This window comes from Plantactinospora sp. BB1 (assembly GCF_003030385.1).
Classification (GTDB): domain Bacteria; phylum Actinomycetota; class Actinomycetes; order Mycobacteriales; family Micromonosporaceae; genus Plantactinospora.
This window is the reverse complement of the sequence record NZ_CP028159.1, coordinates 5,764,878-5,787,304: the sequence shown is the minus strand read 5'-3', so window position 1 is coordinate 5,787,304 and position 22,427 is coordinate 5,764,878. Positions and strand designations below refer to the sequence as shown.

Below are 22,427 nucleotides of genomic sequence, written 5' to 3'. Positions count from 1 at the left end.
CGACGAGGAGGGGCCGATGACGGCACCGGCGGACGGCAGGAGCCCGATCGAGGTGCTGCTGGTCGAGGACGACCCGGGCGACGTGCTGATGACGCAGGAGGCTTTCGACGAGCACAAGCTGCGCAACCGGCTGACCGTGGTCTCCGACGGCGCGGCGGCGCTGGCCTACCTGCGTCAGGAGGGCGAGTACGCCGACGCCGTCCCCCCGGACCTGATCCTGCTCGACCTGAACCTGCCGCGGCGGGACGGCCGGGAGGTGCTGGCCGAGATCAAGCGGGACGAGCAGCTCTGCCGGATCCCGGTGGTGGTGCTGACCACCTCGCAGGCGGACGAGGACATCCTGCGCAGCTACCAACTGCACGCGAACGCGTACGTGACGAAGCCGGTCGACTTCGAGCGGTTCATCTCGGTGGTGCGGCAGATCGACGAGTTCTTCGTCAGCGTCGTGAAGCTTCCGCCGCGTGGCTGACCCCGATTCGCGGCTGGTGGAGGAGGTCGGTGCGCTGCTCCGGCGGGCCGCCGCCGACGCCATCCTGCCGATGTTCCGGCACCTGGCCGACGCCGACGTCTCGGAGAAGGCTCCCGGCGAGGTCGTGACGGTCGCCGACCGCCGGGCCGAGGAGATCATCGGCGCCGAGCTGCGCCGGCTCCGGCCGGACTCCGAGGTGGTCGGCGAGGAGGGGGTGGCGGCCGATCCGGCGGTGTTGGAGCGGCTGAGCGGGCCGGCCGAGGTGTGGCTGGTCGATCCCCTGGACGGTACGGCGAACTTCGCGGCCGGGCGGGAGCCGTTCGCGGTGATGGTGGCGCGGCGGCGGGCCGGGCGTACCGAGGCGGCCTGGATCCTCGACCCGATGGCGGACCGCCTGCTGGTGGCCCGGGCCGGGGACGGGGCGTACCGGGACGGGGAACCGGTGCGGACCACCGCCGAGCCGCTGCCGGCCAGGTCGTTGCGCGGTGTGGTGGCGACCCGGTTCCTGCCGGTGGAATTACAGGGCCGGGTGGCCGCCGGGGCGGACCGGATCGGTGCGGTGCTGCATGGACAACACTGTGCTGGTCAGGAATATGCGGACATTGTGGACAATCGGCAGCAGTTCGCGATCTTCTGGCGGACGCTGCCCTGGGACCACGCCCCGGGAGCGCTGCTGGTCGAGGCGGCCGGCGGGGTGGTACGGCGGCTCGACGGCAGCCCGTACGACCCGGCCGACGGGCGGACCGGGCTGCTGGTGGCCGCCAACGAGTCGATCTGGGAGACCGTGCAGCACGCCCTGCTGGCCGAATCCTGACCGGAGCGGTGGGACCAGCGGCAGTTCAGGCAGGAATATCCGTTCGCCGGCTATAATCCGTTTTCTATGGTATTGCGGTGCCTCGTCCGTGGGCCGACAGCGCGGCCGGCTTCCGGTAGGCTGACCGGCGGTCTCCGCCAGGTGGCACCGTCGAGGGTGCCGGCGGTGGCCGCCGCCGAACGAACCGTTCCCACCTGAACCGAGCGGCGCTCACGGACCGCGTCCGACCGTGCGGTCCGTCCGAGCACAGGGGCAGGTCGAGAACGGTTCACTGGTCAGTGTGGACCCCTCGGGGTCGGCGGCCTACGAAAGGAACGGCTTTCGTGCGCACAACGGCCATCGCCCGGCTGCGGCGTCCATCCGCGGCGCTGCTCGTCGCCGCCGCGCTCCTCGTCGGCACCCCCGCGGCCCTGGTCGGGCCGGTCGCCGCCCCGGCGGCCGCCGCACCCAGCTCGCCCGGCGACGAGGGCGGCACCAAGAAGCTCCGGGACGCCCTGGAGTCCGCCTCCAAGGGGCACATCGAGGCGACCGCCAAGCTGAACAGCTCGAAGAAGCGGCAGAGCCAGCTCGGCACGCAGCTCAAGCAGGTCCAGGCCCGGATCACCACCCTCACCCAGGAGGTGGGGGTGATCGCCGCCGAGACGTACCGCCGGGGCCGGCTCACCCCGATCTCGGCCCTGCTCAACAGCGCCTCGCCGCAGTCGTTCGTGGAGCGGGCCGCCGGGCTCGAAGTGCTGGCCCAGCGCGACGACCGGAAGCTCCGCGAGCTGGCCGACGCGCTCGACCAGGCGACCAGGGCGAAGAACGCGATCGACGCCGAGGTCCGCGAGCAGCAGCGGCAGGTCGAGGTCATCGCCCGGAAGAAGAAGGACGCCGAGCGCGCCCTCGCCGCCGTCGGCGGCGGCCAGTCCGGCGGGTTGATCAGCGCCAACTCGCCGCTGGCGAAGCCCGCCCCGCGCAACTCCGACGGCTCCTGGCCCAAGGAGTCGTGCAGCATCAAGGACCCGACCACCAGCGGGTGCATCACGCCGCGCACCCTGCACGCGCTCAACCAGGCCAAGGCGAACAACTTCAAGCGGCACGCCTCCTGCCACCGCAGCGGCGGCGGCGGTGAGCACCCCAAGGGCCGCGCCTGCGACTTCTCCGCCGCGCCCGGCGGCTTCGAGAACGTCGACGCGAGCGGCGGCGACCGCACCTACGGCAACAACCTCGCCGCCTTCTACGTGAAGAACGCCGACCGGCTCGGCGTGCTCTACGTGATCTGGTACAGGCAGATCTGGATGCCCGGCAACGGCTGGCGGGCGTACAACGGCAACGGTGATCCAGCCTCCGACCACACGAACCACGTTCATCTGTCGATGTTGTAGCCCGGAGCCGCCGGTGGGATGCGTACCATCGCTGCGATGGACTCTTCACCACCTGAGGTGGCGGCCACCACCGTCGCCGACGAGCCACCCGGATCACCGGCCCGGGCCCTGCCGACCGGCCTGGCGGCCACCCTCGTCTTCGTCTCCAGCGGTGCCGTACTCGTCCTGGAGACGGCGTCGCTGCGGCTCGTCGGCCCGTACGTCGGGGTCACCCTCCAGGTCACCAGTTCGGTGATCGGGGTGGCGCTGGCCGCGATCGCGTACGGCGCCTGGGTCGGCGGGTGGCTCGCCGACCGCCGGGACCCGCGCCGGCTGCTCGCCCCGGCCCTGATCCTCGCCGGAATCTGCACCGCGCTGACCCTGCCGATCGTCCGGTACGCCGGCGAGGTGCTGCGCGGCGGTGCCGCCGTCGGCATCCTGCTGCTCACCGCGTTGGCGATCTTTCTGCCGGCGGCCCTGCTCGCCTCGATCACCCCGCTGGTGGTGAAGCTGCAACTCGGCGATCTGCGGCAGACCGGGCAGGTGGTCGGGCGGCTCTCCAGCATCGGCACGCTCGGCGCGATCACCGCGACGCTGGGTACCGGCTTCGTGCTGGTCGCCGCCCTGCCGAGTACCGTGATCATCATCAGCCTGGCGGTCCTGCTCGGGGTGACCGGGCTGGTGCTCGCCGGCTACCTGCGCCGGCAGCTCCGTGACACGCTGCCGAAGCCGTCCCGGCTCACCGCCGCCGCGGCCGTGCTCGGCCTGGCCGGCGCCTCGCTCACCGCCGTCGCGCCGACCCCGTGCGACGTGGAGACGGCGTACCACTGCGCCTCGGTCGAGCCGGACCCGGAGAACTCCACCGGCCGGCTGCTGGTGCTCAACTCGGCCTGGCACTCCTATGTGGACCTCGCCGATCCGGGGCACCTGGAGTTCGAGTACACCAAGTGGATCGGGGCGGTCGCCGACGTGATGGCACCGGCCCGGGCACCGCTTCAGGCCGTACACCTCGGGGGTGGCGGCTTCACCATGCCGCGCTACCTGACCGCGACCCGGCCCGGCACCCGCAACGAGGTCTACGAGATCGACGGCGAGCTGGTCGAGCTGGGCCGCCGCGAGCTGGACGTGCGGACCGGCCCGGAGCTGTCGGCCCGGGTCGGCGACGCCCGGATGCTGATCGGGGAGCGGGCCGGACAGAGCGCCGACCTGGTGGTCGGGGACGCGTTCGGGCACCTGGTGGTGCCCTGGCACCTGGCCACCCGGGAGATGGCCGCCGAGGTCCGCCGGGTGGTCCGCCCCGGCGGCATCTACGCGCAGAACGTGATCGACCACCCGCCGCTGCGCTTCATCCGGGCCGAGATCGCCACCGTGGCGGCCGAGTTCCCACACATCGCGCTGGTCGCGCCGCCGGCCGCGCTGGCCGGTTCGCAGGGCGCGAACTTCGTGATCCTCGCCTCCGACCGGCCGCTGCCGGTGCAGCAGGTACGGGAACGCCTGATCACCTCGGCGGAGGAACCCGTCACCGTGCTCTCCGGCCCCGCGCTCGACGAGTTCGTCGACGACGCGATGGTGCTGACCGACGAGTACGCCCCGGTCGACCAGCTCCTCGCCACCGCCTGACCCGCCGCTCAGTCCGGTGCCGGGCGGCGCCGCGCCGCGCGACCGGTCGACCACCGACGGAGACGAATCCCCTCCGGTAGGTGTAGCCGGGCGCCGTCCGGGCAAGAGAGATCCTCATGACCGGGTGGGGCAGGTGGGGCGGGTCGCAGCGGTACGGCACGGAACTGGTCGGTGACCGCTACCGGCTGATCGAGGAGCTCGGCGAGGGCGGCATGTCGGTGGTCTGGCGGGGCCACGACGAGGTGCTGGGCCGACCGGTGGCGGTGAAGATGCTCGCCCCGAGACTCGCCACCGACCGGTCCTTCCGGCACCGGCTCCGCACCGAGGCCCGGGCCGCGGCCCGGCTCTGCCACCCGCACATCACCGGGGTCTACGACTACGGCGAGTCGGTGCGGTACGGCCGGACCGTGCCGTACGTGGTGATGGAGCTGGTCGACGGCGAGACGCTGGCGAACTGGCTCGACCGCGAGGGCACGATGCCCTGGTGGGACGCGGTCGTGCTCGGCGCCCAGGTGGCGGCCGCACTGGCCACCGCGCACGCCCGGGGAGTGGTGCACCGCGACATCACCCCGGGCAACGTCATGCTCACCGCGATGGGCGCCAAGGTCGTCGACTTCGGAATCTCGGCGCTGGTCGGCGAGCGGGACGGCGACGGCGACGGCGGGCTCTACGGCACGCCCGCGTACGTGGCTCCGGAGCGGCTCAACCTGGGCGAGGTCTGTCCGGCCACCGACGTGTACGCGCTCGGCCTGCTGCTCTACCGGACGCTGACCGGCCGGATGCCGTGGCGGGCGTCGACCCGTACCCAGACGCTGCGGGCGCACCTCTACGCCGAGCCGGCGCCGATGCCACCGGTACCGGGGCTGCCGGCCGAGGTGGCGGAACTCGTCGCGCGCTGCCTGGTGAAGGCGCCGGAGGAGCGGCCGGAGAGCGCCGAGCTGGCCCGTACCCTGGCCCGGGCGGCCGGGGTGGTGCTGCCGGTGACCGCCGGTCCGACCCCGGCCACGCCGTCCCGGCGGGCCGAGCGGGACGAATCGGCGCCGGCCGAACGCCAGCACGTCGCGCCGGCGCACTCCGACACCGCGATGCTGCCCCGGTCGGCGACCGACCCGCTGCCGCTGCCGGTCCGGCTGCGCCGGCCGGCGGCGCGGCGAGGTAACCGGGTCCGGGTCGCGGCGGTCGGGGTCGGCCTGCTCGCGGTGAGCGGGGCGGTCTGGGCGGGCGCCGCCAACGGCTCGGAGCCGGCCGGCGGGGCGACGAACCTGGCGATGGGCGGCACCGCACCGTGCCGGGTCGACTACGTGCTGCGCGCGGACACCGGCCGGTCGTTCCAGGCCGAGGTCACGGTCACCAACCTCGGCGTCACGGCGGTCCGGGACTGGACGCTGCGCTTCGCCTTCCCGGCCGAGCAGGTGCTCACCCGGCACCCGTCGCCGGAGTCCCGGCAGCAGGGCCGGGAGGTGCTGCTCCGCCCCGCGTCCGGCCCCGAGACGACCCTGCCGGCCGGTGGCGCCACCCGGTTCGGGCTGGTGGGCAGCCACGCCGGCAGCAACCCGCTGCCCGTCGAGTTCCGGCTCGGCGAGACCGCCTGTGCGGCCCGGGTCTCCACCGTGCCGGGCGAGACCGGCGGTGCGGCGGCCGGCGGGGCGGTCGGCGTGGTGGCACCGGCGACCCCGCCCCCGCCGGACCGGTCCGCCGGTCAGCCCGGACCCGGCGCCGGTGCGAAGAACACCGGCTCGAAGGGTGCGGAGTCCTCCGGCGCCGGGCCGGAACGCGCCGGCTCGAAGGGCAAGGGCCCGGGTAAGCCGCCGAAGGGCAAGGGCCCGAAGCACTGACCCAGCCGATCCACCCGGTGGCCTGGCTGCGCGGGCCATCCCCTGCCGGTTACTTGTGGGTTGCAGCCACATAGCACGTGCGTGACGTCACTTCTACCGTGGGCCGACGATGCTTCTCCCACCTTCACCCCCACGTGGAGCGATGATGACGGTCCGGACGACGCGGCGGGTACTGGTCACCGCCGCCACGCTGCTGGTAGGGGCGCTCGCCACGACGGCCTGTGGCAGCCCGCAGGAGACCGCGAGCGGCGGTGGCGACAGCGCCGCACCGGTCAAGGTCGGCCTGGTGTACTCCCAGTCGGGCGCGTTGGCCAGCTACGGCAAGCAGTACATCGAAGGGTTCCGGGCCGGACTGGCGTACGCCACCGACGGCACCAACAAGATCGGTGACCGTACGGTCGAGGTGACCGAGGTCGACGACGCGGGCGACCCCGCCAAGGCGGTCTCGGCGGCGAAGGACCTGATCGGCAAGGGTCACAAGATCCTCGCCGGCTCGACCGCCTCCGGCGTCGCGCTCCAGGTCGCGCCGATCGCCGCGCAGAACAAGGTGCTCTTCATCTCCGGGCCGGCCGCCACCGACGGCGCGACCGGGGTCAACAGGTACACCTTCCGGTCCGGGCGGCAGTCGTACCAGGACGTGCAGACCGCGAAGTCCTTCATCGGCGACGCGGCCGGCAAGAAGGTCGTGGTCTTCGCCCAGGACAGCGCGTTCGGCAAGAGCAACGAGGCGGCCGTCAAGGCGGTCATCGGCGGCGCCGGTGCCACCGTGAGCAGCGTGCTCGCCCCGGCCAGCGCCACCGACTTCACCCCGTTCGCCAGCCAGTTGACGGCGGCCAAGCCGGACCTGCTCTTCGTCGCCTGGGCCGGCACCACCGCCCCGGCGATGTGGCAGACCCTCGACCAGCAGGGCGTACTCGGCTCCACCACCGTGGTGACCGGGCTGGACATCCGGGCCTCCTGGCCGACCTTCGGGGCGGCCGGCACCAAGATCTCCTTCCTGTCGCACTTCTTCGACGGCGCCGCCGACAACCCGGCCGCGCAGGCGGCCAAGCAGGCCGTACCCGGCGGGGTGCTGGACCTCTTCCACCCGGACGGCTTCACCGCCGCCCAGATGATCGTCCGCGCGGTGCAGGAGGGCGGCGACGACGTCGACAAGATGGTCACCGGCCTGGAGGGCTGGAGCTTCGACGGGGTCAAGGGCAAGATGACGGTCCGGGCCGAGGACCACGCGCTGCTCCAGCCGATGTTCCAGGCCAGGCTGAGCGGCACCGGCGACGCGATGAAGGCGGAGTCGCAGAAGGTGCTCACCCCGGACGAGACGGCGCCGCCGGCCGTGGCGATGAAGGGCTGAGGTGTGCTCGCCACCCGCGACCTGACCTGGCGGATCGGCGAGGTCGCCATCGTCGACGGCGTCGACCTGGAGCTGGCCCCCGGGGAGTTCCTCGGGGTGATCGGTCCGAACGGCGCCGGCAAGACCTCGCTGTTCAACCTGGTCTCCGGCCTGCGCCGGCCCACCGCCGGCCAGGTGCTGCTGGACGGTACGGAGATCAGCGCGCTGCCGCCGTACAAGCGGGCCCGGCTGGGGCTGGGCCGGACGTTCCAGGCGTCCTCGGTCTTCGGCTCGCTGAGCGTGCGGGAGAACGTGCGGCTGGCCGTACAGGCGCACCGGGGTGGCTCGATGCGGCTGTGGCGGCGGGCGGCGGCCGACCGGGAGGTGGTCGCCGCCGCCGACGCGGCACTGGACCGGGTCGGCCTGGCACACCGGGCCGACGCGCTGGCCGGCACCCTCGCACACGGCGAGAAGCGGAAACTGGAGATCGCGCTGCTGCTGGCCGGCGAGCCGAGGGTGATGCTGCTCGACGAGCCGATGGCCGGGGTGAGCGCCGAGGACGTACCGGAGCTGGTCGCGGTGATCCGGTCGTTGACCGGCGACAGTGGCCGGGCCGTACTCATGGTGGAACACCACATGGACGTGATCCTCGGGCTCGCCGACCGGATCGCGGTGATGCACCACGGCGCGCTGCTCGCCTGCGACGTCCCGGCGACCGTGATGGCCAACCCGGTGGTGCAGGAGGCGTACCTAGGTGAGTCGTTGTGACTGAGAGTCCCATCCTGACCGTCGCCGACCTGTCGGTACGGATCGCCGGGCTGCACATCCTGCAGGGCGTCTCCTTCGCCGTGGCACCGAGCGGGGTGACGGTGCTGCTCGGCCGCAACGGGGTCGGCAAGACCACCACCCTGCGGGCGATCCTCGGGCTGACCCCGCGCGGCGGCGAAGTACGCGGCACGGTGCGCATCGGCGACCGGTCGCTGGCCGGCGAGCCGACCCACCGGCTGGTCCGGGACGGTCTCGGCTACGTACCCGAGGACCGGTGCGTCTTCGCCGGCCTCACCGTCACCGAGAACCTGCGGCTCGCCGAGCGGCGCGGCGGCACCCCGGCGTACGACCGGGTCTTCGAGTTGTTTCCGGAGCTGAAGCGGCGCGGCCGGCAGCGGGCCGGTTCGCTCTCCGGCGGTCAGCAGCAGATGCTGGCGATCGGCCGGGTGCTGCTCAACGACAACCGGCTGCTGCTGGTCGACGAGCCGACCAAGGGGCTGGCGCCGAAGGTGGTCACCGAGGTGGCCGAGGTGCTGGAGCGGGTCGCCGTCGCCGTGCCGGTACTGCTGGTCGAACAGAGCCTCGCGGTGGTACGCCGGCTGGCCAGCGACGCGGTGGTGCTCGCCGCCGGCCGGGTCGCCTGGTCCGGTGCCGCCGCGGAACTGCTGCGGGAGGCGGAGTTGACCAGATCCCTGCTCGGCGTCGGCGTGGCCGGGTCACATCCCGAGCCCGCCCGGGAGGTGCCGGCCGGATGAGCACGATCGTGCTGCTGACGCTGACCGGGCTGGGCCTGGCCGCGCTCTACTTCCTGGTCGCCTCCGGCCTCTCCCTGGTGTTCGGCCTCGCCGACGTGCTCAACTTCGCGCACGGGCTCTTCCTCTCCGTCGGGGCGTACGCCACCTGGTGGGCGGCGGGGAACCTGCCCGGTGCCGGCCCGTCCGGCTTCGGCTTCGTCCTCGCGGTCGCGTTCGGCGTCGTCGCCGGTGCGGTGGTCGGGATGGCGGTCGAACTGGTGATGATCCGCCCGCTCTACTCCCGCACCATCGAACAGGTGCTGGTCACGGTCGGGCTCTCGCTGGCCGGGGTGGCACTGCTCCAGGCGACCTGGGGTGCCGACCCGCGCCCCTTCCCGCGCCCGGACTGGACCCAGCGGGTCACCTCGATCCTCGGCGCCAAGGTGCCGAACTCCGGTCTGCTGCTGATCCTCGCCGCCGCGCTGGTGCTGGCCGCGCTGCTCGGCTTCCTCCGCTACACCCGCTACGGCCTGGTGATCCGGGCCGGGGTGGAGAACCGGGAGATGGTCACCGCGCTCGGCATCGACGTGCGGAAGGCGTTCACCCTGGTCTTCGCGATCGGCGGGGCCGCCGCCGCGCTGGCCGGGGCGCTCGGCGGGGTCTACTTCGGCTCGGTCTCGCCGAGCCAGGGCGGCTCCCTGTTGATCTTCGCTTTCATCGTGGTGGTGATCGGCGGGATGGGTTCGGTCGTCGGGTCCGCGTACGCCGCCGTCGCGGTGGGGCTGCTCCAACAGTTCGTCAACTACTACGGCACCTCCGGGGCCGGAGACATCTGCGTGGTCGCGCTGCTGGCGGTCGTGCTGCTGCTCCGCCCGCAGGGCATCGCCGGAAGGGCGGCGACGACGTGACCGCGCCGAGCGAGCGAACGGGCACGACCGCGCCGAGCGAGGGAACGGGCACGACCGGGCCGGGCGAGGAGACGGGCATGACCGGGTTGAAGACGGCGGCGGCGGACAACCCGCCGGCCGCACCGCCGACCGCCGGTGCCGCGCCGGCACCCCGCCGGGACCGGCGGTCGGCCCTGCGGGCCTGGTCACCGCTGCTGGTACTGCTGGTCTTCGCGGTACTGCCGTACTCGACGGTCTCCGTACCGGGGGTCTTCGACGGGCCGCTCAACGGGCCGGGGACGCTGCAACTGCTCGCCATCTGTCTGGTCTTCGGTGGCCTGGCCGCCGGCTACGACCTGCTCTTCGGCCGGACCGGCATGCTCTCCTTCGGGCACGCCCTCTATTTCGCGGCCGGCGTCTACGGCACCGACATCCTGGTCACCCGGGCCGGGCTGCCGCTGTGGCAGGCGGCGCTGCTGACCCTGGTCGGCGGCACCGTACTGGCCGGGCTGCTCGGCGCGATCGCGCTCCGCACCGCCGGGATCGCGTTCGCCATGGTGACGCTGGCGTTCGCCCAGGTCGGCGCGATCCTGGTCGCCCGGGACTTCGGCGGGCTCACCGGCGGCGAGGAGGGACTGTCGCTGGACGTGTCGGGGCTGCCGGCGATGCTGGTCGGGGTCGGCAACACCGTCAACCTGTACTGGCTGGCACTCGCCTATCTGGCCCTGGTCGTCTTCGTGGTGCACCGGGTGGCCGGCTCGCCCACCGGCCGGGTACTCGCCGGGCTGCGCGACGACGAGCGCCGGGTCGGGGTGCTCGGGCTCGACCCGTACCGGTTCAAGCTGCTCGCCTTCACCCTGGCCGGCGGGCTGGCCACCGCCGGCGGGGCGATCTACTGCCTGCTGGTCGGCGGCGCCTCGCCGCACGTGACCTCCTCCGAGCTGACCCTCTCGCTGCTGGTCATGGTGGTGCTCGGCGGGCCGGGTACCCGGTGGGGCCCGGTGCTCGGCGGCATGCTCTACATGTATCTGGACCACCGGCTGACCGCCTTCGGCACCTCCTCGGCGGTGGACTCGCTGCCGGGGGTGCTGAGCGGGCCGCTGTCGCAGCCGCTCTTCGTGCTCGGCACGGTCTTCATCCTGGCGGTCTACTTCTTCCCCGGCGGCCTGGCCAGCCTCTCCACCCGCCTGGGCCCGCTCCGCGCTGCCCTACCCACCCGCTCCCGCCCACCCCGCTGACCCTTCCGTTGATCCCGTAGCGTCCGGCTCACGCTGACCGGCCGGACGCTACGGCCCCGCACCGCCCCCGTACCAACTCCTCGAACGGCCGTACCGACTCCTCGAACGGCCGTACCGACTCCTCGAACGGCCGTACCGACTCCTCGGACGTGGTCACCGAGCCAACCCTCGACCCCCACCTCTCGCCACCCCATCCACCCCGCCTGTGGACAACCCCCAGCTTCATCCACAGGCTCAATTTCCGTGATGCGGTGGCGGGGTAGCGTGGCTCGTCGGTCCGGGTCGACGACTCCGGGGCGTGGCGTTCCACGCCGGGCGGCCGGGAAAGCTCCGACCCGGCCGGCGCGCGTGGGCACGACGGGAAGCGGGGAGAACGGATGCCGGAAAAACTGGCGGTGGTCAGCGGCGGCGCGACCGGAATCGGTGCGGCGGTCGCCGAGGGCCTGGCCGAGGACGGGTACGACGTCATCGTGGTCGGCCGCCGAGCCGAACCGTTGGCGAGGACCGCCGAACGGATCGGGGAGCGGCTCGGCCGACCGGGCTCGGTCGAGGCGGTGCCGGCGGACCTGACCGACCCGGCGCAGCTCGGCCGGGTCATTGACGCGGTCGGCGGACGCGCCGTCGACGTGGTGGTGAACAACGCCGGTGGTTACCTGAGCGGCGATTCGTCCACACTGGATGGTGTGGCCGCGCAGTGGCGGGCCAACCTCGACAGCAACGTGCTCACCGCCGTACTGCTGACCGAGGCGCTCCGCCCGGCACTGCGCCGGCCCGGTGGCCGGGTGGTGCTGCTCAGCTCGATCGCCGCGCAACGGGGCGGCGGTGGGCCGTACTCGGCGGCGAAGGCGGCGCTGCACGGCTGGGCGTACGACCTCGCCCAGGAACTCGGGCCGGAGCAGATCACGGTCAACGTGGTGAGCCCGGGCTACGTCGCCGGCACCGAGTTCTTCGGTGACCGGATGACTCCGGAGGGGCACCAGCGGCGGGTCGACGCGACCCTGGTGGGGCGGGCCGGCGAGCCGGCCGACATCGCGGCGGCGGTCAGATACCTGGCCAGCCCGGCCGCCGGCTATGTGACGGGGCAGGTGCTCGGGGTGAACGGCGGATCGGTCCTCGGCCGCTGACCCGGCGAGGGAAGAGAGAGCCGACCTCCGCGAGCGGGCCCCGACGAGGCGTCCCGGCCGGGGAAGACGCGTACGGGCCAGGTGGTGTCCCCCGTGGCCACCACCCGGCCCGCAGGCCCCGCTACGCTCAGCCGTTGAGCAGCTCGTACGCCAGCTCCGGCGCGTTCTGCGCCTGCCCGCCCGCCGGTGCGGCGACCTTCGGCGTGCTGCCGAAGTCCCGGTAGTTCACGACGTACTGGAAGGGCTTGGCGCTGCCGGCCGCCGGCACGTCGAGGGTGAGCGAGGTCAGCCGCTGCTCACCGTCGACCGACGCGGTGAACGGCACCTGCTTCGCCGCCTCGCCGAGGGCGGTCATCTGCTCCGCCGACAGCACCTTCGCCGCCTCGCCGGAGGTGAGGTCGATGCTGCCCGAGTACTTGCCGCTGCCGGCCTCGGTGACGGAGGTGGCCGCCTGGAGCAGCGGGCCGGCGTTGCCCGGGTCGGTCCCCTCGTACTTCGGCACGTTCTCCGAGTCGGTGAGCTTCGCCGGGTCCAGCTTCAGCCACTTGTTCGGGAGCTTCGGCAGCCCCGTCAGTCCCTCGGTGCCGGTGAAGGAGATCTTCGTCCAGATGTCCTCACCGACGACTCGGAACGCGATGGTGGTGGTGAAGCCGTGCTCCGGATCCTTGATCGCGGTGGAGAGTTCCAGCCCCTTCACCGCGGGGTCCACCGAGCCGGAGACGTCGTCCGTACCGTCCTTGCCGCTGAACCGGAACGGTCCCTCGCTGCCGTCCGGCACCGTCTCCAGCAGCGTCTGCTTGGCCGTGACGGTCGCGACTTCCTCCTGTAGCTTTCCGCAGCCGCCCAGCAGGACCGCCACGCCGAGCAGTGCGGCCGTCGGGCCGGCGGTACGCCGGACCCAGCGTGCTGCGCGGATATCTCTGTTCATTGCTTTCCCTTCACCGGGGGCCGTGGTTCGACGCCGGAAATGCTGCCCCCCGGGACTGCCGCCGTACTGACCAGTCACTGCGTACCTGCACCCGGCCACTGCCGTTATGCTGCCGTCGGACTGCCGTGCGCTGGTCCGCGAGCAGCCGGGGGGTGATGGGCGCATGGTGGAGGAGGCGGTGCGCTTCGAGATCCTCGGACCGTTGCGCGCCTGGCACGCCGACCGCGAACTCGAACTCGGGCCGGGCAAGCAACGGGCCGTCCTGACCGTGTTGCTGCTGAACGCGGGGCGCCCGGTCCCGACCGGTCGGATCGTCGACGCGGTGTGGGCCGAGGAGCCCCCGGCGAACGGTCCCAACGTGGTGCAGAAGTACGTCGCCGGGCTCCGTCGGGTGCTGGAGCCGGGCCGGTCGCCGCGTACCCCGGGTCAGGTGTTGAGCCTGACCGACGCCGGTTACCTGTTGCGGGTCGACCGGGACGACGTCGACGCCCTGCGGTTCGAGCGGGCGACCCGGCAGGCGACGGCGGCCCGGGACGCCGGCCGGTGGCCGGAGGCGGCGGCCGGGCTGCGCGCCGCGCTCGACCTGTGGCGGGGCGAGCCGTTCCCCGGCCTGACCGGGCCGTACTTCGACTCGGCCCGGCACCGGTTGGTGGAGATGCGTACCGGCGCCCTGGAGGTCTGGGCCGAACTCGAGTTGCGACTCGGCCACCACCACGAGGTGGTCGGCGAGCTGGCCCGGCTGGCCGCCGAGTTTCCGGTACGGGAGCGGCTGCGCGGCCTGCTGATGCTGGCGCTCTATCGGGAGGGACGGCAGGCGGAGGCGCTCAACACGTTCCGCGAGGTGCGTACCCTGCTCCGTGACGAGCACGGGCTGGAGCCCGGTGAGCAGCTCCAGGAGTTGCACCGCCGGATCCTGCGCTCCGACCCGACGCTGGCCGTCCCCGACCCGGCCGCGCGTCCCGCGCCACCGCAGGTCACCGCGACGGCGGCCGAGCGCCCCGCCGCCGCCCCGCCACCCGTCCCGGCCGCCGCCCCGCCACCCATCCACGCCGCCGACCCGGCTCCGGTCCCCGCCGATCCGTCACCGGTCACCGCCGCCGATCCGGTTCCGGCTCCGGCTCCGGCTCCGGCTCCGGCTCCGCAGAGTTTTCCGGACGGCCGGTCTGCGGTGGCCGGACCCGCCACGCCGGCCGGTCGGCTCGGATCGGTCGAGCCCGTGGCACCGCCTCCGGTACCCGTGGCGGTGCCGCCGCCGGTGCTGCTGCCACCGCCGCTGCTGCCGATCGCGCCGCCGCCGGGAGCCGGCGAGCCGGGCGGACGGCACTGGACCAGCACCGTCGGCACGGTACTCGGCGCGGTCGGCATCCTGCTCACCTTCGGACTCCTCACCTGGCTGGTCGTCTTCGTCTACGCCTGGCGACGGCGCAGCAGGTGGCTGGTGGCGGCCGGCGTCGGATACCTCGCGATGGTGGTCGGATTCGTGCTCGGGATGGAGAGCGGCGATCCGGACCCGGCGGCTCCGGCGAGTACCGGCCAGATGTTCGCGATCCTCGGCCTCTTCCTGGTGAACTGGCTCGGCGGCATCCTGCACGTGATCCTGCTCAACCGTGGCGTGCAGCGCGTACTCGGCGGCGGGCGGCGCCAGCCCGCCCCGGCGGTCCCGCGTAGCGCCACCGACCAGCGGGTACGCCGGGAGCATGCCCGGTACCTGCTCTACCACTACCCGACCGCCCGTACCGAGCTGGGGATCGGTCGGCCGGACCTGCCGCGCAACTTCGACGACGGCGGTCTGATCGACATCAACGCCGTCGCCGAACACGTCGTGCTCGGGCTGCCCGGGCCGTCCCCGGAGCAGAGCCGGCACATCCTGGTGGACCGCCTGGTACGCGGGCCGTACGCCTCGATGGAGGAGTTGGTCGCGCGTTGCCTGCTGCCGATGGAGGTGGCCGACTCGCTCCGCGAGGTGCTCGTCTTCCTGCCCCCGCTCGGCCGGCCCGCCAACGCCGAGCGGGACGGCTGATCCCGTCCCCGTCAGCCGGGTCAGCCGGGTCCGTCGGGTCAGCCAGGTCAGGGCGGTCCGGCCGGGCCGGGGCGGGCCGGTCGGCAGCGCTGGTCGGCGGGGTCGTCTGCCGTACCGCAGTGGAAGACCTCGACCGGTTCGGTGTCGACGTCGGTCACCCGGTCGACCCGGACCAGGGAGAGCCGCTTCGCCACCGGCTCGCCCGAGTCGGCCGCGAACCGGATCAGGCCGCTGACCCCCGGGTAGCCGTTCTCGGCGTTCTGCCGCAGCACCTCGGTGTGCACGCCGGCCGGGTTGACGGCCCGGGGATCCCAGGTCTCGCGGGGACTGCCGTGCCGCAGCCGGGCGGCGAGGCTCTCCACCGCGCGGACCACCATGGTCGCGGCGTCGTAGGCGAGACTGACCCGTTCGCCGACCTGGGCGGCCGGGCCGTCGTCCCGGCAGCGGGGCGGGTCGAGCAGGTCGTCGGCCTGGATCCAGGAGAGGAAGCTGCCGCGTACGTCGTCGCGCTGGTCCCGGGCGACACGCAGCGAGGCGCAGGTGGCCAGGGCCGCCTTCGAGACGTACGTGACCGGGAGGTTGCCGGGTGCGCTGGCCCGTAGCGCCGGATTCGCCATGTACCGGTTGACCGAGTCGTCGCCGACCAGGTGCCGGGGCGGGTTCGGGCCGCACTCCTTGAGCGCCCGGAGGAAGCCGTCGAACTCGGACCACCGGCCGGCGAAGACCAGCACGCCGGCATAGCCGCACTCCTGGGTCATCCGCTGGCCGGTACGCCACTCCTCGACCCGGGTCAGCCGGTCGCCGAACCGCTGCCGCAGGTCGGCGACGAGGGTACCGACGTAGAGGTCCTCGGTCAGCGAGCTGTTCTCCCCGGTGGTGTAGTAGACGTGCGCGCCGTCGACCCGGAGCACCTGGCGGGCGTACTCGTCCATCAGCGCGGCCTGGTCCCGGTTCGGTGCGGAGATCTGGAGATAGAGCCGGGAGTTCTCGTGCATGCCGTCGGCGGAGAGCGTCGGTGCCAGCGCCGGCAGGCCGATCCGGTTGAGTTCCCGCAGCGCCGCCGCGGTGCTGGTCCGGCTCTCCACCAGCCCGACCACGCCGAGCACGGTCGGGTCCTCCCGGATGAGTCCTTCGAGCATCGCCACCGCCCGGCCGGCGTGCCGCATCTGCTGTCCGGCGTTCGCGACCACCACCCGGAGCAGCGCGGCACCGTCGGCGCCGGCCGACTCGCGCAGCAGCGCGTACTGGGCGGTCGCCATCCCCTCCAGTTCCTCCCGCTCGGAGACGTACGACTCCTCGTCGGCCCGGGTCCGGTTCCCGGTCAGCGTGCCGAGGTAGACCAGGGTGACCAGCGGACGGCGCTGCGCGCTGTGCTGCCAGACCTGTTCGGCGGCGGCGTTCTGGGCGAAGATCCGGCGCTGCACGGCCCGGAGCCGGTCCTGCCCCGGGTCGCGGTTGAAGACGTGCCCGGCCGTGTCGCTGTAGCCGACGCACTCGCCGCCGACCAGCTCGACCGAGACCGCGCCGTCGAACGGCCGGGGGTGGCAGTCCAGGTTCCAGCGCGAACTCGCCCACAGCGCGGCGACGGCGACCAGCAGCAGCGCGAGCGCGGTGGGCAGGAACCGCCGGCTCCACCACGGCGGGCCCGGCGGGGTGAAGTTCAGCAGCCCGCCCCTCGGCTCCGAGCCCGCGTTCGGGTCGCCGAGCAGCAGGGCGATCAGCCAGGCGGCCGGCCGGCGCAGCCGACGGGTCTCCGGCAGCACGTCCACCCATTCGTCGTACGCCTCCTCGGCGTCGACCAGGGCGTACGGCTCGGGCAGCTCCGGCGGCGGTTCGGCGCCGGCCGCGACCACCAGCAGCGGGTCGTTGCGGCCGGTCTCGTTGCGGACGTCGTTGACCAGCCGGACCAGGGTGTGCCCCGGATCGCCGGTGGTCACGTTGTTCAGCAGCAGCACCGGGTACGCCGTCCGTCGCCAGCTCGACGGCCGCCAGAGCCGGCGCCGGTACGCCTGCCGCAGGTCCTCCAGGAACGCGTGCACGAGCAGCTTGTTCACCTGGTCCGGCTGTTCCCCGTCCCGCCAGCCGGCGGTGAGCCGTTCGGCGAAGCCGAGGAAGGTCACCGACTGCCGGGGCGCCAGGTACTGCTGCCGCATGAACCACCGGTAGTGCGGCCCCAGCAGCGGCACCCGACCCGAGACGGCGACCCGGAACACGGCGCTCGGGATCGCCCGGCGGACCAGCCAGAACGCGAGCTGGTACGCGGTGGAGAAGAGGTCGCCGTCGCCGGCACCCGCCGGCTCGCCACCGGGCCGGGCGCCCCGCCGGTCCCGGAGCTGGCGGGCCAGGGCCGGCCGGCGGTCCTCGCCCGCCTCCGCCGACTCCGGCGCGGGCTGGTGCAGCAGCCAGTCGGCCAGCGGGTAGTGCCGGAAACGCAGCCGCTCGCCGCCGAACGCCTCCAGGGAGAGCTGCCGGTGCACCTCCCGCAACTCGCCCGCGATGTCGGTGGCGGTCGACTCGGTCAGGTCGAGGACGGCGTGCGGGATCCGCCGTCGCTGGCCCCGGCCGAGTACCCGGCGCAGCAGGGCGATCAGGTCCGGCGAGGCCGCCGAGCGGACCAGCCAGACCAGCGGCAGCCGCCGGTCCCCCCGGCGCGGCCGGCGCACCAGCCGGGCCAGCAGGGCGAGGAACTCCGAGCCTCCGGACGGCAGCCGTTCCCGGCCCGAGGTCGGCTGTCCCTGGGTCGCGACCGAACGCATGCGCACCTCCTGGCGTTGCTATGCGTGCTGCACAGATCACCACAGTGTCGTGCTCGGCGACAAGGCCGGCCAGGCCTCACCCGGGTAACGGTGCGCCGGGTCGTCGTGCCCTGCTGGTAGAAAGGCCGGATGGACGGAAACCCGACGCCGGACGAGGACGAGCGGACCGGCGCGGAGCCGGCGGACCGAGGGCCGGCCGGCGTCGTACGCGAGCGGGCCGAGGCCGTACTGCGTCGGTTGGCCGGTGAGCACGCCCGGCTCCGCGAGGACCAGTGGCGGGCCATCGAGGCGCTGGTGGTGGGGCGGCGCCGGGTGCTCTGCGTGCAGCGGACCGGTTGGGGCAAGTCGGCCGTCTACTTCGTCGCGACCGCGCTGCTCCGGCAGTCCGCCGAGGGCGCGTCGACGTCGACGGACGCGCGTCAGGGAGCCGGGCCGGCCGGGCCGACGGTGATCGTCTCGCCGCTGCTGGCGCTGATGCGCAACCAGGTGGAGGCGGCGGCCCGGGCCGGGATCCGGGCCCGGACCATCAACTCGGCCAACCTCGACGAGTGGGACGAGATCGTCGCCGAGATCGGGTCCGGCACGGTCGACGTACTGCTGATCAGCCCGGAGCGGCTGAACAACCCCGACTTCCGGGACGCCGTACTGCCCCGGCTCGCCGCCACCACCGGGCTGCTGGTGGTGGACGAGGCGCACTGCGTCTCCGACTGGGGGCACGACTTCCGCCCCGACTACCGGCGGCTGCGTACCTTCCTGGCCGGGTTGCCGGCCGGTACGCCGGTACTGGCCACCACCGCCACCGCGAACAGCCGGGTCACCGACGACGTGGCCGAGCAGCTCGGCGACGCACTGGTGCTGCGCGGGCCGCTGGACCGCGAGTCGCTGCGGCTGGGCGTGCTGGAGCTGCCGAGCCCGGCGCACCGGCTCGGCTGGCTGGCCGACCAGCTCGACCGGCTGCCCGGCTCGGGGATCATCTACACCCTGACCGTGGCGGCGGCCGGCGAGACCGCCGAGTTCCTGCGCGGCCGGGGCTACGCCGTGGCGTCGTACACCGGTCAGGCGGACGACGCCGACCGGCGCGCCGCCGAGCAGGACCTGCTGGACAACAAGATCAAGGCCCTGGTCGCCACCTCGGCGCTCGGCATGGGCTTCGACAAGCCGGACCTGGGTTTCGTGGTGCATCTCGGTGCGCCGCCGTCGCCGATCGCCTACTACCAGCAGGTCGGCCGGGCCGGCCGGGCCGTCGGGGCGGCCGAGGTGTTGCTGCTGCCCGGTGCCGAGGACCAGGCGATCTGGCGCTACTTCGCCTCGCTGGCCTTCCCGCCGGAGGAGCAGGTCCGGGCCGTCCTCGCCGCCCTGCACCCGGACCGTCCGCTCTCCACACCGGCGCTGGAGCCGATCGTCGACCTGCGCCGGACCCGGCTGGAGCTGATGCTCAAGGTGCTCGACGTGGACGGCGCGGTACGCCGGGTCCGGGGCGGCTGGCTGGCCACCGGCGAGCCGTGGCACTACGACGCGGCCCGGCTGCACCGGGTGGCGCAGGCGCGTACCGCCGAGCAGCAGGCCATGCGGGAATACACCGCGACCGCCGGCTGCCGGATGGAGTTCCTCCGCCGCTGCCTGGACGATCCGGCGGCGACCGCGTGCGGGCGCTGCGACCGCTGCACCGGGGCCCGCTTCGACGCCGAGGTGTCGGCACCGGCGCTCGCCGCCGCGCAGGCGTTCCTCGGCCGCCCCGGGGTGGAGATCCCGGCGAAGAAGCTCTGGCCGACCGGGCTGGAGGCGGTCGGGGTCGCGCTGCGCGGCAGGATCGGGCCGGCCGAGCAGGCGTACCCGGGGCGGGCCGTCGGGCGGCTCTCCGACCTCGGCTGGGGTGGCCGGCTGCGCGCGTTGACCGGGCCGGAGGCGTCGGACGGCGAGCTGCCGGAGGACGTGGCGACCGCGGTGGTCGAGGTGTTGAAGGCGTGGGCGCACGGCGACGATCCGTGGCCGGCCCGCCCGGTCGCCGTGGTCGCGGTCGGTTCGCGGCGCCGGCCCCGGCTGGTGCACGGGCTGGCCGACCGGATCGCCCGGGTGGGCCGGCTGCCGCTGCTCGGCGAGGTGCCGCCCCGGGACGGCGCGGCGGCCGGCGCCGGGCCGCGCGGCAACAGCGCCCAGCGGGTACGCGCGCTGCACGACGCCTTCGAGTTGCCGGAACCGCTGGTCGGGGCGTTGGCCGGGCTGACCGGTCCGGTGCTGCTGGTCGACGACCTCGTCGACTCCGGCTGGACCATGACGGTCGTCGCCCGGCTGCTGCGTCAGGCCGGTGCCCCGGGGGTGCTCCCGTTCGCCCTCGCCGTCGCCGGCTGACCCCTCCTCCGACCCGTTCCTCCGGCCGCTCAGCCGGCATGCGCGGCTCAGCCGGGTCGGCCGTACCCGACGATCGGCTGGTAGTCGACCCGGTCGATCCGGATCCGGGTGCCGGTACGCGGCGCGTGGATGATCTTCCCGCCGCCGATGTAGATCGCGACGTGGTGCAGGTCGCGGTAGTAGAAGACCAGGTCACCGGCTTGCCGGGCGGCGCGGCTGATCCGGGTCACCGCCCGGTACTGCCGAGCCGCGTTGTGCGGCAGCCGTACCCCGGCAGCCGCCCAGGCGGCCGAGGTGAGCCCGGAGCAGTCGTACCCGTCCGGGCCGTCCCCGGCCCACCGGTACGGCTTGCCGAGCTGGGCGTACGCGAACCGCACCGCCTTGCCGGCGGCCCCGGTGACCGGCTCCGGCGGCCGGGGTACGGCCCCGGCGGGCGGCTCGTCGGGTCCGGGCAGTTGGGCGAGTCGGGCCAGCTCGGTCTCGATCGCCAGCTTCCGGGCGGCGAGCTGCCGCTCCTGGCCCCGTTGCCGGGCGGCGAGCGCCTCGACGGTGCGCCGGGCCTCGGCCAGCCGGTCGTGTGCGGCGGTCAGCGCGGCGATCACCCGGTGCTGCTCCCGGCTCAGCCGGTCGAGCAGGAGCAGCGGGTCCACCAGGTTCTCCCGGGTGGCGGCGCCGAGCAGGGTGCCGAGCACCCCCAGCACGTGGGTGTCGCCGGTGCGGTACGCCCGCGCGGCGATCATGCTCGCCTCGGTCCGGTGCGCCTCGATCGCGCGCTCCAGCGGCGCCATCTCGGCGTGGATCGCCGCGCTGTTCGCCCGGGTCTCCCGCAGCGCCTCGCGCAGGTCGTTGTACTGCTCGACGACGATCTCCAACTGCTCGGCGGCGCTGGCGATCCGCTCGGCGGGATCGGTGACCGGTGCGGCCCGCCCCGGTGCGGGGGCGAGCGACAACGCCATGGTCATCCCGGCGGCGAGGGCCGCGGCGCGCCCTGGCAATGCGGTGGTCGACACGATCTATCTAACGATCGATGCCGACCGTAGGCCACGCATCGAAGCCGCTGGGTTTCGTACCGTGACGGGCGTCGCTCTCCGGAACTTGTCGGTGACCGGCCCTGCCGCGCCGCCGGGGCGGGACGGTAACCTGCCGGTCGTGACGGGTGAGCAGCCGGCGGCGCCGGAGACCGAGCGGACCAGGGCGTCCGGCGCTGCCCGGCGGACGGCGCCCGAGCCTGCCCGGGACCGCCGACCGGCCGCCGACCCCGTCGAGTCGGCCGTGCCGGACCGGGGCACCGTGCGGCTCGCGCTGACCGTGGGCGGGCTGGTGCTGGCCCTGCTGGCCGGCTTCGGCCTCGGCCGGGTGAACAGCGGCGACACTCCGGCGGCCGGCGGTGGCGCGCCGCCCGCGACCAGCGCCGGGGACCACACGCATCCGCCGGGGACGGGGCCGCACGAGCATCCCGCCGGGCCGCCCGCCGGACCGGGCGGCGGTGCCGAGCCGGGCGGCCTGAGCGTCAGCACCGCCGGCTACACCCTGGCACCGACCAGCACCACCCTGACCGCCGGCCGGGCCCAGGACTTCCGGTTCCAGGTGCGCGGCCCGGACCGCCAGCCGGTGACCGGGTACGCGGTGGTGCACGAGAAGCCGCTGCACATGATCATCGCCCGTCGGGATCTCAGCGGCTACCAGCACCTGCATCCGACGATGGCCACCGACGGCACCTGGAGCGTGCCGCTGACCCTGCCGTCGCCGGGCATCTGGCGGGCGTACGCCGACTTCACCGCGCTCGACGCCAGTGGCGGGCAGTTGCCGCTGACCCTCGGGGTGGACCTGGTGGTCGCCGGAGACTACGCCCCCCGACCGCTGCCGTCGCCGGCCCGGGAGGCGACGGTCGACAAGTTCACCGTCACCTACGAGGGCACTCCGCAGGTCGGGGCCAGCCAGCCGCTGCTGTTCCGGGTCTTCGCGGGCGGCAACCCGGTCACCGCCCTGGAGCCGTACCTCGGCGCGTACGGGCACCTGGTGGCGTTGCGCGAGGGCGACCTGGGCTATGTGCACGTGCACCCGGAGACCGAGCTGGCGGGCGGGGCGGTGAAGTTCTGGCTCGCCGCCCCGAGTTCCGGGCGGTACCGGATGTACCTCGACTTCCAGGTGGCCGGCGCGGTGCACACGGCCGAGTTCACCCTGACGGTGCCCTGAGGCCGAGCGGGCC

General features: G+C 73.8%; 18 protein-coding genes. 14 read left to right on the top strand and 4 right to left on the bottom strand.

Annotated elements, in window-relative coordinates; translation table 11 throughout:
- Positions 1 to 16: 16 nt before the first annotated feature.
- From C6W10_RS25330 to C6W10_RS25285, 10 genes are all read left to right on the top strand, one after another.
- Positions 17 to 469, top strand: coding sequence for a response regulator (locus tag C6W10_RS25330; protein ID WP_107261098.1), 453 nt, complete (start codon positions 17 to 19; stop codon positions 467 to 469).
- Positions 462 to 1,283, top strand: a complete 822-nt coding sequence (locus C6W10_RS25325; RefSeq protein WP_107261096.1) for an inositol monophosphatase family protein — start codon at positions 462 to 464, stop codon at positions 1,281 to 1,283. The genes C6W10_RS25330 and C6W10_RS25325 overlap by 8 nt, the downstream gene beginning before the upstream one ends.
- 323 nt (positions 1,284 to 1,606) lie before the next feature.
- Complete coding sequence (locus C6W10_RS25320) at positions 1,607 to 2,650, top strand: hypothetical protein (RefSeq protein WP_107261094.1); 1,044 nt, start codon at positions 1,607 to 1,609, stop codon at positions 2,648 to 2,650.
- A 36-nt stretch (positions 2,651 to 2,686) separates the two neighbouring features.
- Positions 2,687 to 4,249 (top strand): fused MFS/spermidine synthase, encoded by a 1,563-nt coding sequence (locus C6W10_RS25315; RefSeq protein ID WP_199853741.1) that lies wholly within the window; start codon positions 2,687 to 2,689, stop codon positions 4,247 to 4,249.
- 116 nt (positions 4,250 to 4,365) lie between these two features.
- A complete protein-coding gene (locus C6W10_RS25310; protein WP_107261090.1) occupies positions 4,366 to 6,084 on the top strand; it encodes a serine/threonine-protein kinase in 1,719 nt (572 codons plus the stop codon).
- A gap of 145 nt (positions 6,085 to 6,229) precedes the next feature.
- The gene (locus tag C6W10_RS25305; protein ID WP_107264268.1) at positions 6,230 to 7,435 is read left to right on the top strand and encodes a substrate-binding domain-containing protein; all 1,206 of its coding nucleotides are present in this window, start codon (positions 6,230 to 6,232) and stop codon (positions 7,433 to 7,435) included.
- A 3-nt stretch (positions 7,436 to 7,438) separates the two neighbouring features.
- Entirely contained in the window at positions 7,439 to 8,182 is a 744-nt protein-coding gene (locus C6W10_RS25300; protein ID WP_107261088.1) for an ABC transporter ATP-binding protein, read from the top strand.
- The gene (locus tag C6W10_RS25295) at positions 8,179 to 8,937 is read left to right on the top strand and encodes an ABC transporter ATP-binding protein (protein WP_107261086.1); all 759 of its coding nucleotides are present in this window, start codon (positions 8,179 to 8,181) and stop codon (positions 8,935 to 8,937) included. Before C6W10_RS25300 ends, C6W10_RS25295 begins: the two co-directional genes overlap by 4 nt.
- Entirely contained in the window at positions 8,934 to 9,824 is an 891-nt protein-coding gene (locus tag C6W10_RS25290; protein ID WP_107261084.1) for a branched-chain amino acid ABC transporter permease, read from the top strand. Before C6W10_RS25295 ends, C6W10_RS25290 begins: the two co-directional genes overlap by 4 nt.
- Positions 9,825 to 9,901: 77 nt before the next feature.
- On the top strand, positions 9,902 to 11,041 hold the full coding sequence (locus C6W10_RS25285) for a branched-chain amino acid ABC transporter permease (protein ID WP_107264267.1): 1,140 nt from the start codon (positions 9,902 to 9,904) through the stop codon (positions 11,039 to 11,041).
- 28 nt (positions 11,042 to 11,069) lie between these two features.
- On the opposite strand, the gene C6W10_RS39250 is transcribed toward C6W10_RS25285, so the two are convergent.
- On the bottom strand, positions 11,070 to 11,198 hold the full coding sequence (locus C6W10_RS39250; protein WP_255419609.1) for a hypothetical protein: 129 nt from the start codon (positions 11,196 to 11,198) through the stop codon (positions 11,070 to 11,072).
- Between the two features lie 220 nt (positions 11,199 to 11,418).
- Here C6W10_RS39250 and C6W10_RS25280 point away from each other — a divergent pair, with 220 nt between their 5' ends.
- On the top strand, positions 11,419 to 12,165 hold the full coding sequence (locus C6W10_RS25280) for an SDR family NAD(P)-dependent oxidoreductase (RefSeq protein WP_107261082.1): 747 nt from the start codon (positions 11,419 to 11,421) through the stop codon (positions 12,163 to 12,165).
- A gap of 127 nt (positions 12,166 to 12,292) precedes the next feature.
- Here the strand turns inward: C6W10_RS25280 and C6W10_RS25275 are convergent, their stop codons facing one another.
- On the bottom strand, positions 12,293 to 13,093 hold the full coding sequence (locus C6W10_RS25275) for a hypothetical protein (protein ID WP_159104739.1): 801 nt from the start codon (positions 13,091 to 13,093) through the stop codon (positions 12,293 to 12,295).
- Positions 13,094 to 13,256: 163 nt separating this feature from the next.
- Between C6W10_RS25275 and C6W10_RS25270 the strand changes: the two genes are divergently transcribed.
- A complete protein-coding gene (locus tag C6W10_RS25270; RefSeq protein ID WP_234361413.1) occupies positions 13,257 to 15,113 on the top strand; it encodes an AfsR/SARP family transcriptional regulator in 1,857 nt (618 codons plus the stop codon).
- Positions 15,114 to 15,160: 47 nt separating this feature from the next.
- Here the strand turns inward: C6W10_RS25270 and C6W10_RS25265 are convergent, their stop codons facing one another.
- The gene (locus C6W10_RS25265; protein ID WP_107261078.1) at positions 15,161 to 17,869 is read right to left on the bottom strand and encodes a hypothetical protein; all 2,709 of its coding nucleotides are present in this window, start codon (positions 17,867 to 17,869) and stop codon (positions 15,161 to 15,163) included.
- Between the two features lie 129 nt (positions 17,870 to 17,998).
- On the opposite strand from C6W10_RS25265, the gene C6W10_RS25260 reads away from it, so the two are divergent.
- Entirely contained in the window at positions 17,999 to 20,218 is a 2,220-nt protein-coding gene (locus C6W10_RS25260) for a RecQ family ATP-dependent DNA helicase (protein ID WP_107261077.1), read from the top strand.
- Positions 20,219 to 20,265: 47 nt separating this feature from the next.
- On the opposite strand, the gene C6W10_RS25255 is transcribed toward C6W10_RS25260, so the two are convergent.
- On the bottom strand, positions 20,266 to 21,228 hold the full coding sequence (locus C6W10_RS25255; RefSeq protein ID WP_159104738.1) for a C40 family peptidase: 963 nt from the start codon (positions 21,226 to 21,228) through the stop codon (positions 20,266 to 20,268).
- Positions 21,229 to 21,367: 139 nt separating this feature from the next.
- Between C6W10_RS25255 and C6W10_RS25250 the strand changes: the two genes are divergently transcribed.
- On the top strand, positions 21,368 to 22,414 hold the full coding sequence (locus C6W10_RS25250; protein ID WP_369936924.1) for a hypothetical protein: 1,047 nt from the start codon (positions 21,368 to 21,370) through the stop codon (positions 22,412 to 22,414).
- The last annotated feature ends 13 nt before the right edge of the window (positions 22,415 to 22,427 follow it).

Coding starts and splice junctions, on each gene's coding strand:
- C6W10_RS25330 (WP_107261098.1), top strand. CDS start 17: ATGACGGCACCGGCGGACGGCAGGAGCCCGATCGAGGTGCTGCTGGTC.
- C6W10_RS25315 (WP_199853741.1), top strand. CDS start 2,687: ATGGACTCTTCACCACCTGAGGTGGCGGCCACCACCGTCGCCGACGAG.
- C6W10_RS25310 (WP_107261090.1), top strand. CDS start 4,366: ATGACCGGGTGGGGCAGGTGGGGCGGGTCGCAGCGGTACGGCACGGAA.
- C6W10_RS25305 (WP_107264268.1), top strand. CDS start 6,230: ATGACGGTCCGGACGACGCGGCGGGTACTGGTCACCGCCGCCACGCTG.
- C6W10_RS25290 (WP_107261084.1), top strand. CDS start 8,934: ATGAGCACGATCGTGCTGCTGACGCTGACCGGGCTGGGCCTGGCCGCG.
- C6W10_RS25285 (WP_107264267.1), top strand. CDS start 9,902: ATGACCGGGTTGAAGACGGCGGCGGCGGACAACCCGCCGGCCGCACCG.
- C6W10_RS25280 (WP_107261082.1), top strand. CDS start 11,419: ATGCCGGAAAAACTGGCGGTGGTCAGCGGCGGCGCGACCGGAATCGGT.
- C6W10_RS25275 (WP_159104739.1), bottom strand. CDS start 13,093: ATGAACAGAGATATCCGCGCAGCACGCTGGGTCCGGCGTACCGCCGGC.
- C6W10_RS25270 (WP_234361413.1), top strand. CDS start 13,257: ATGGTGGAGGAGGCGGTGCGCTTCGAGATCCTCGGACCGTTGCGCGCC.
- C6W10_RS25265 (WP_107261078.1), bottom strand. CDS start 17,869: ATGCGTTCGGTCGCGACCCAGGGACAGCCGACCTCGGGCCGGGAACGG.
- C6W10_RS25260 (WP_107261077.1), top strand. CDS start 17,999: ATGGACGGAAACCCGACGCCGGACGAGGACGAGCGGACCGGCGCGGAG.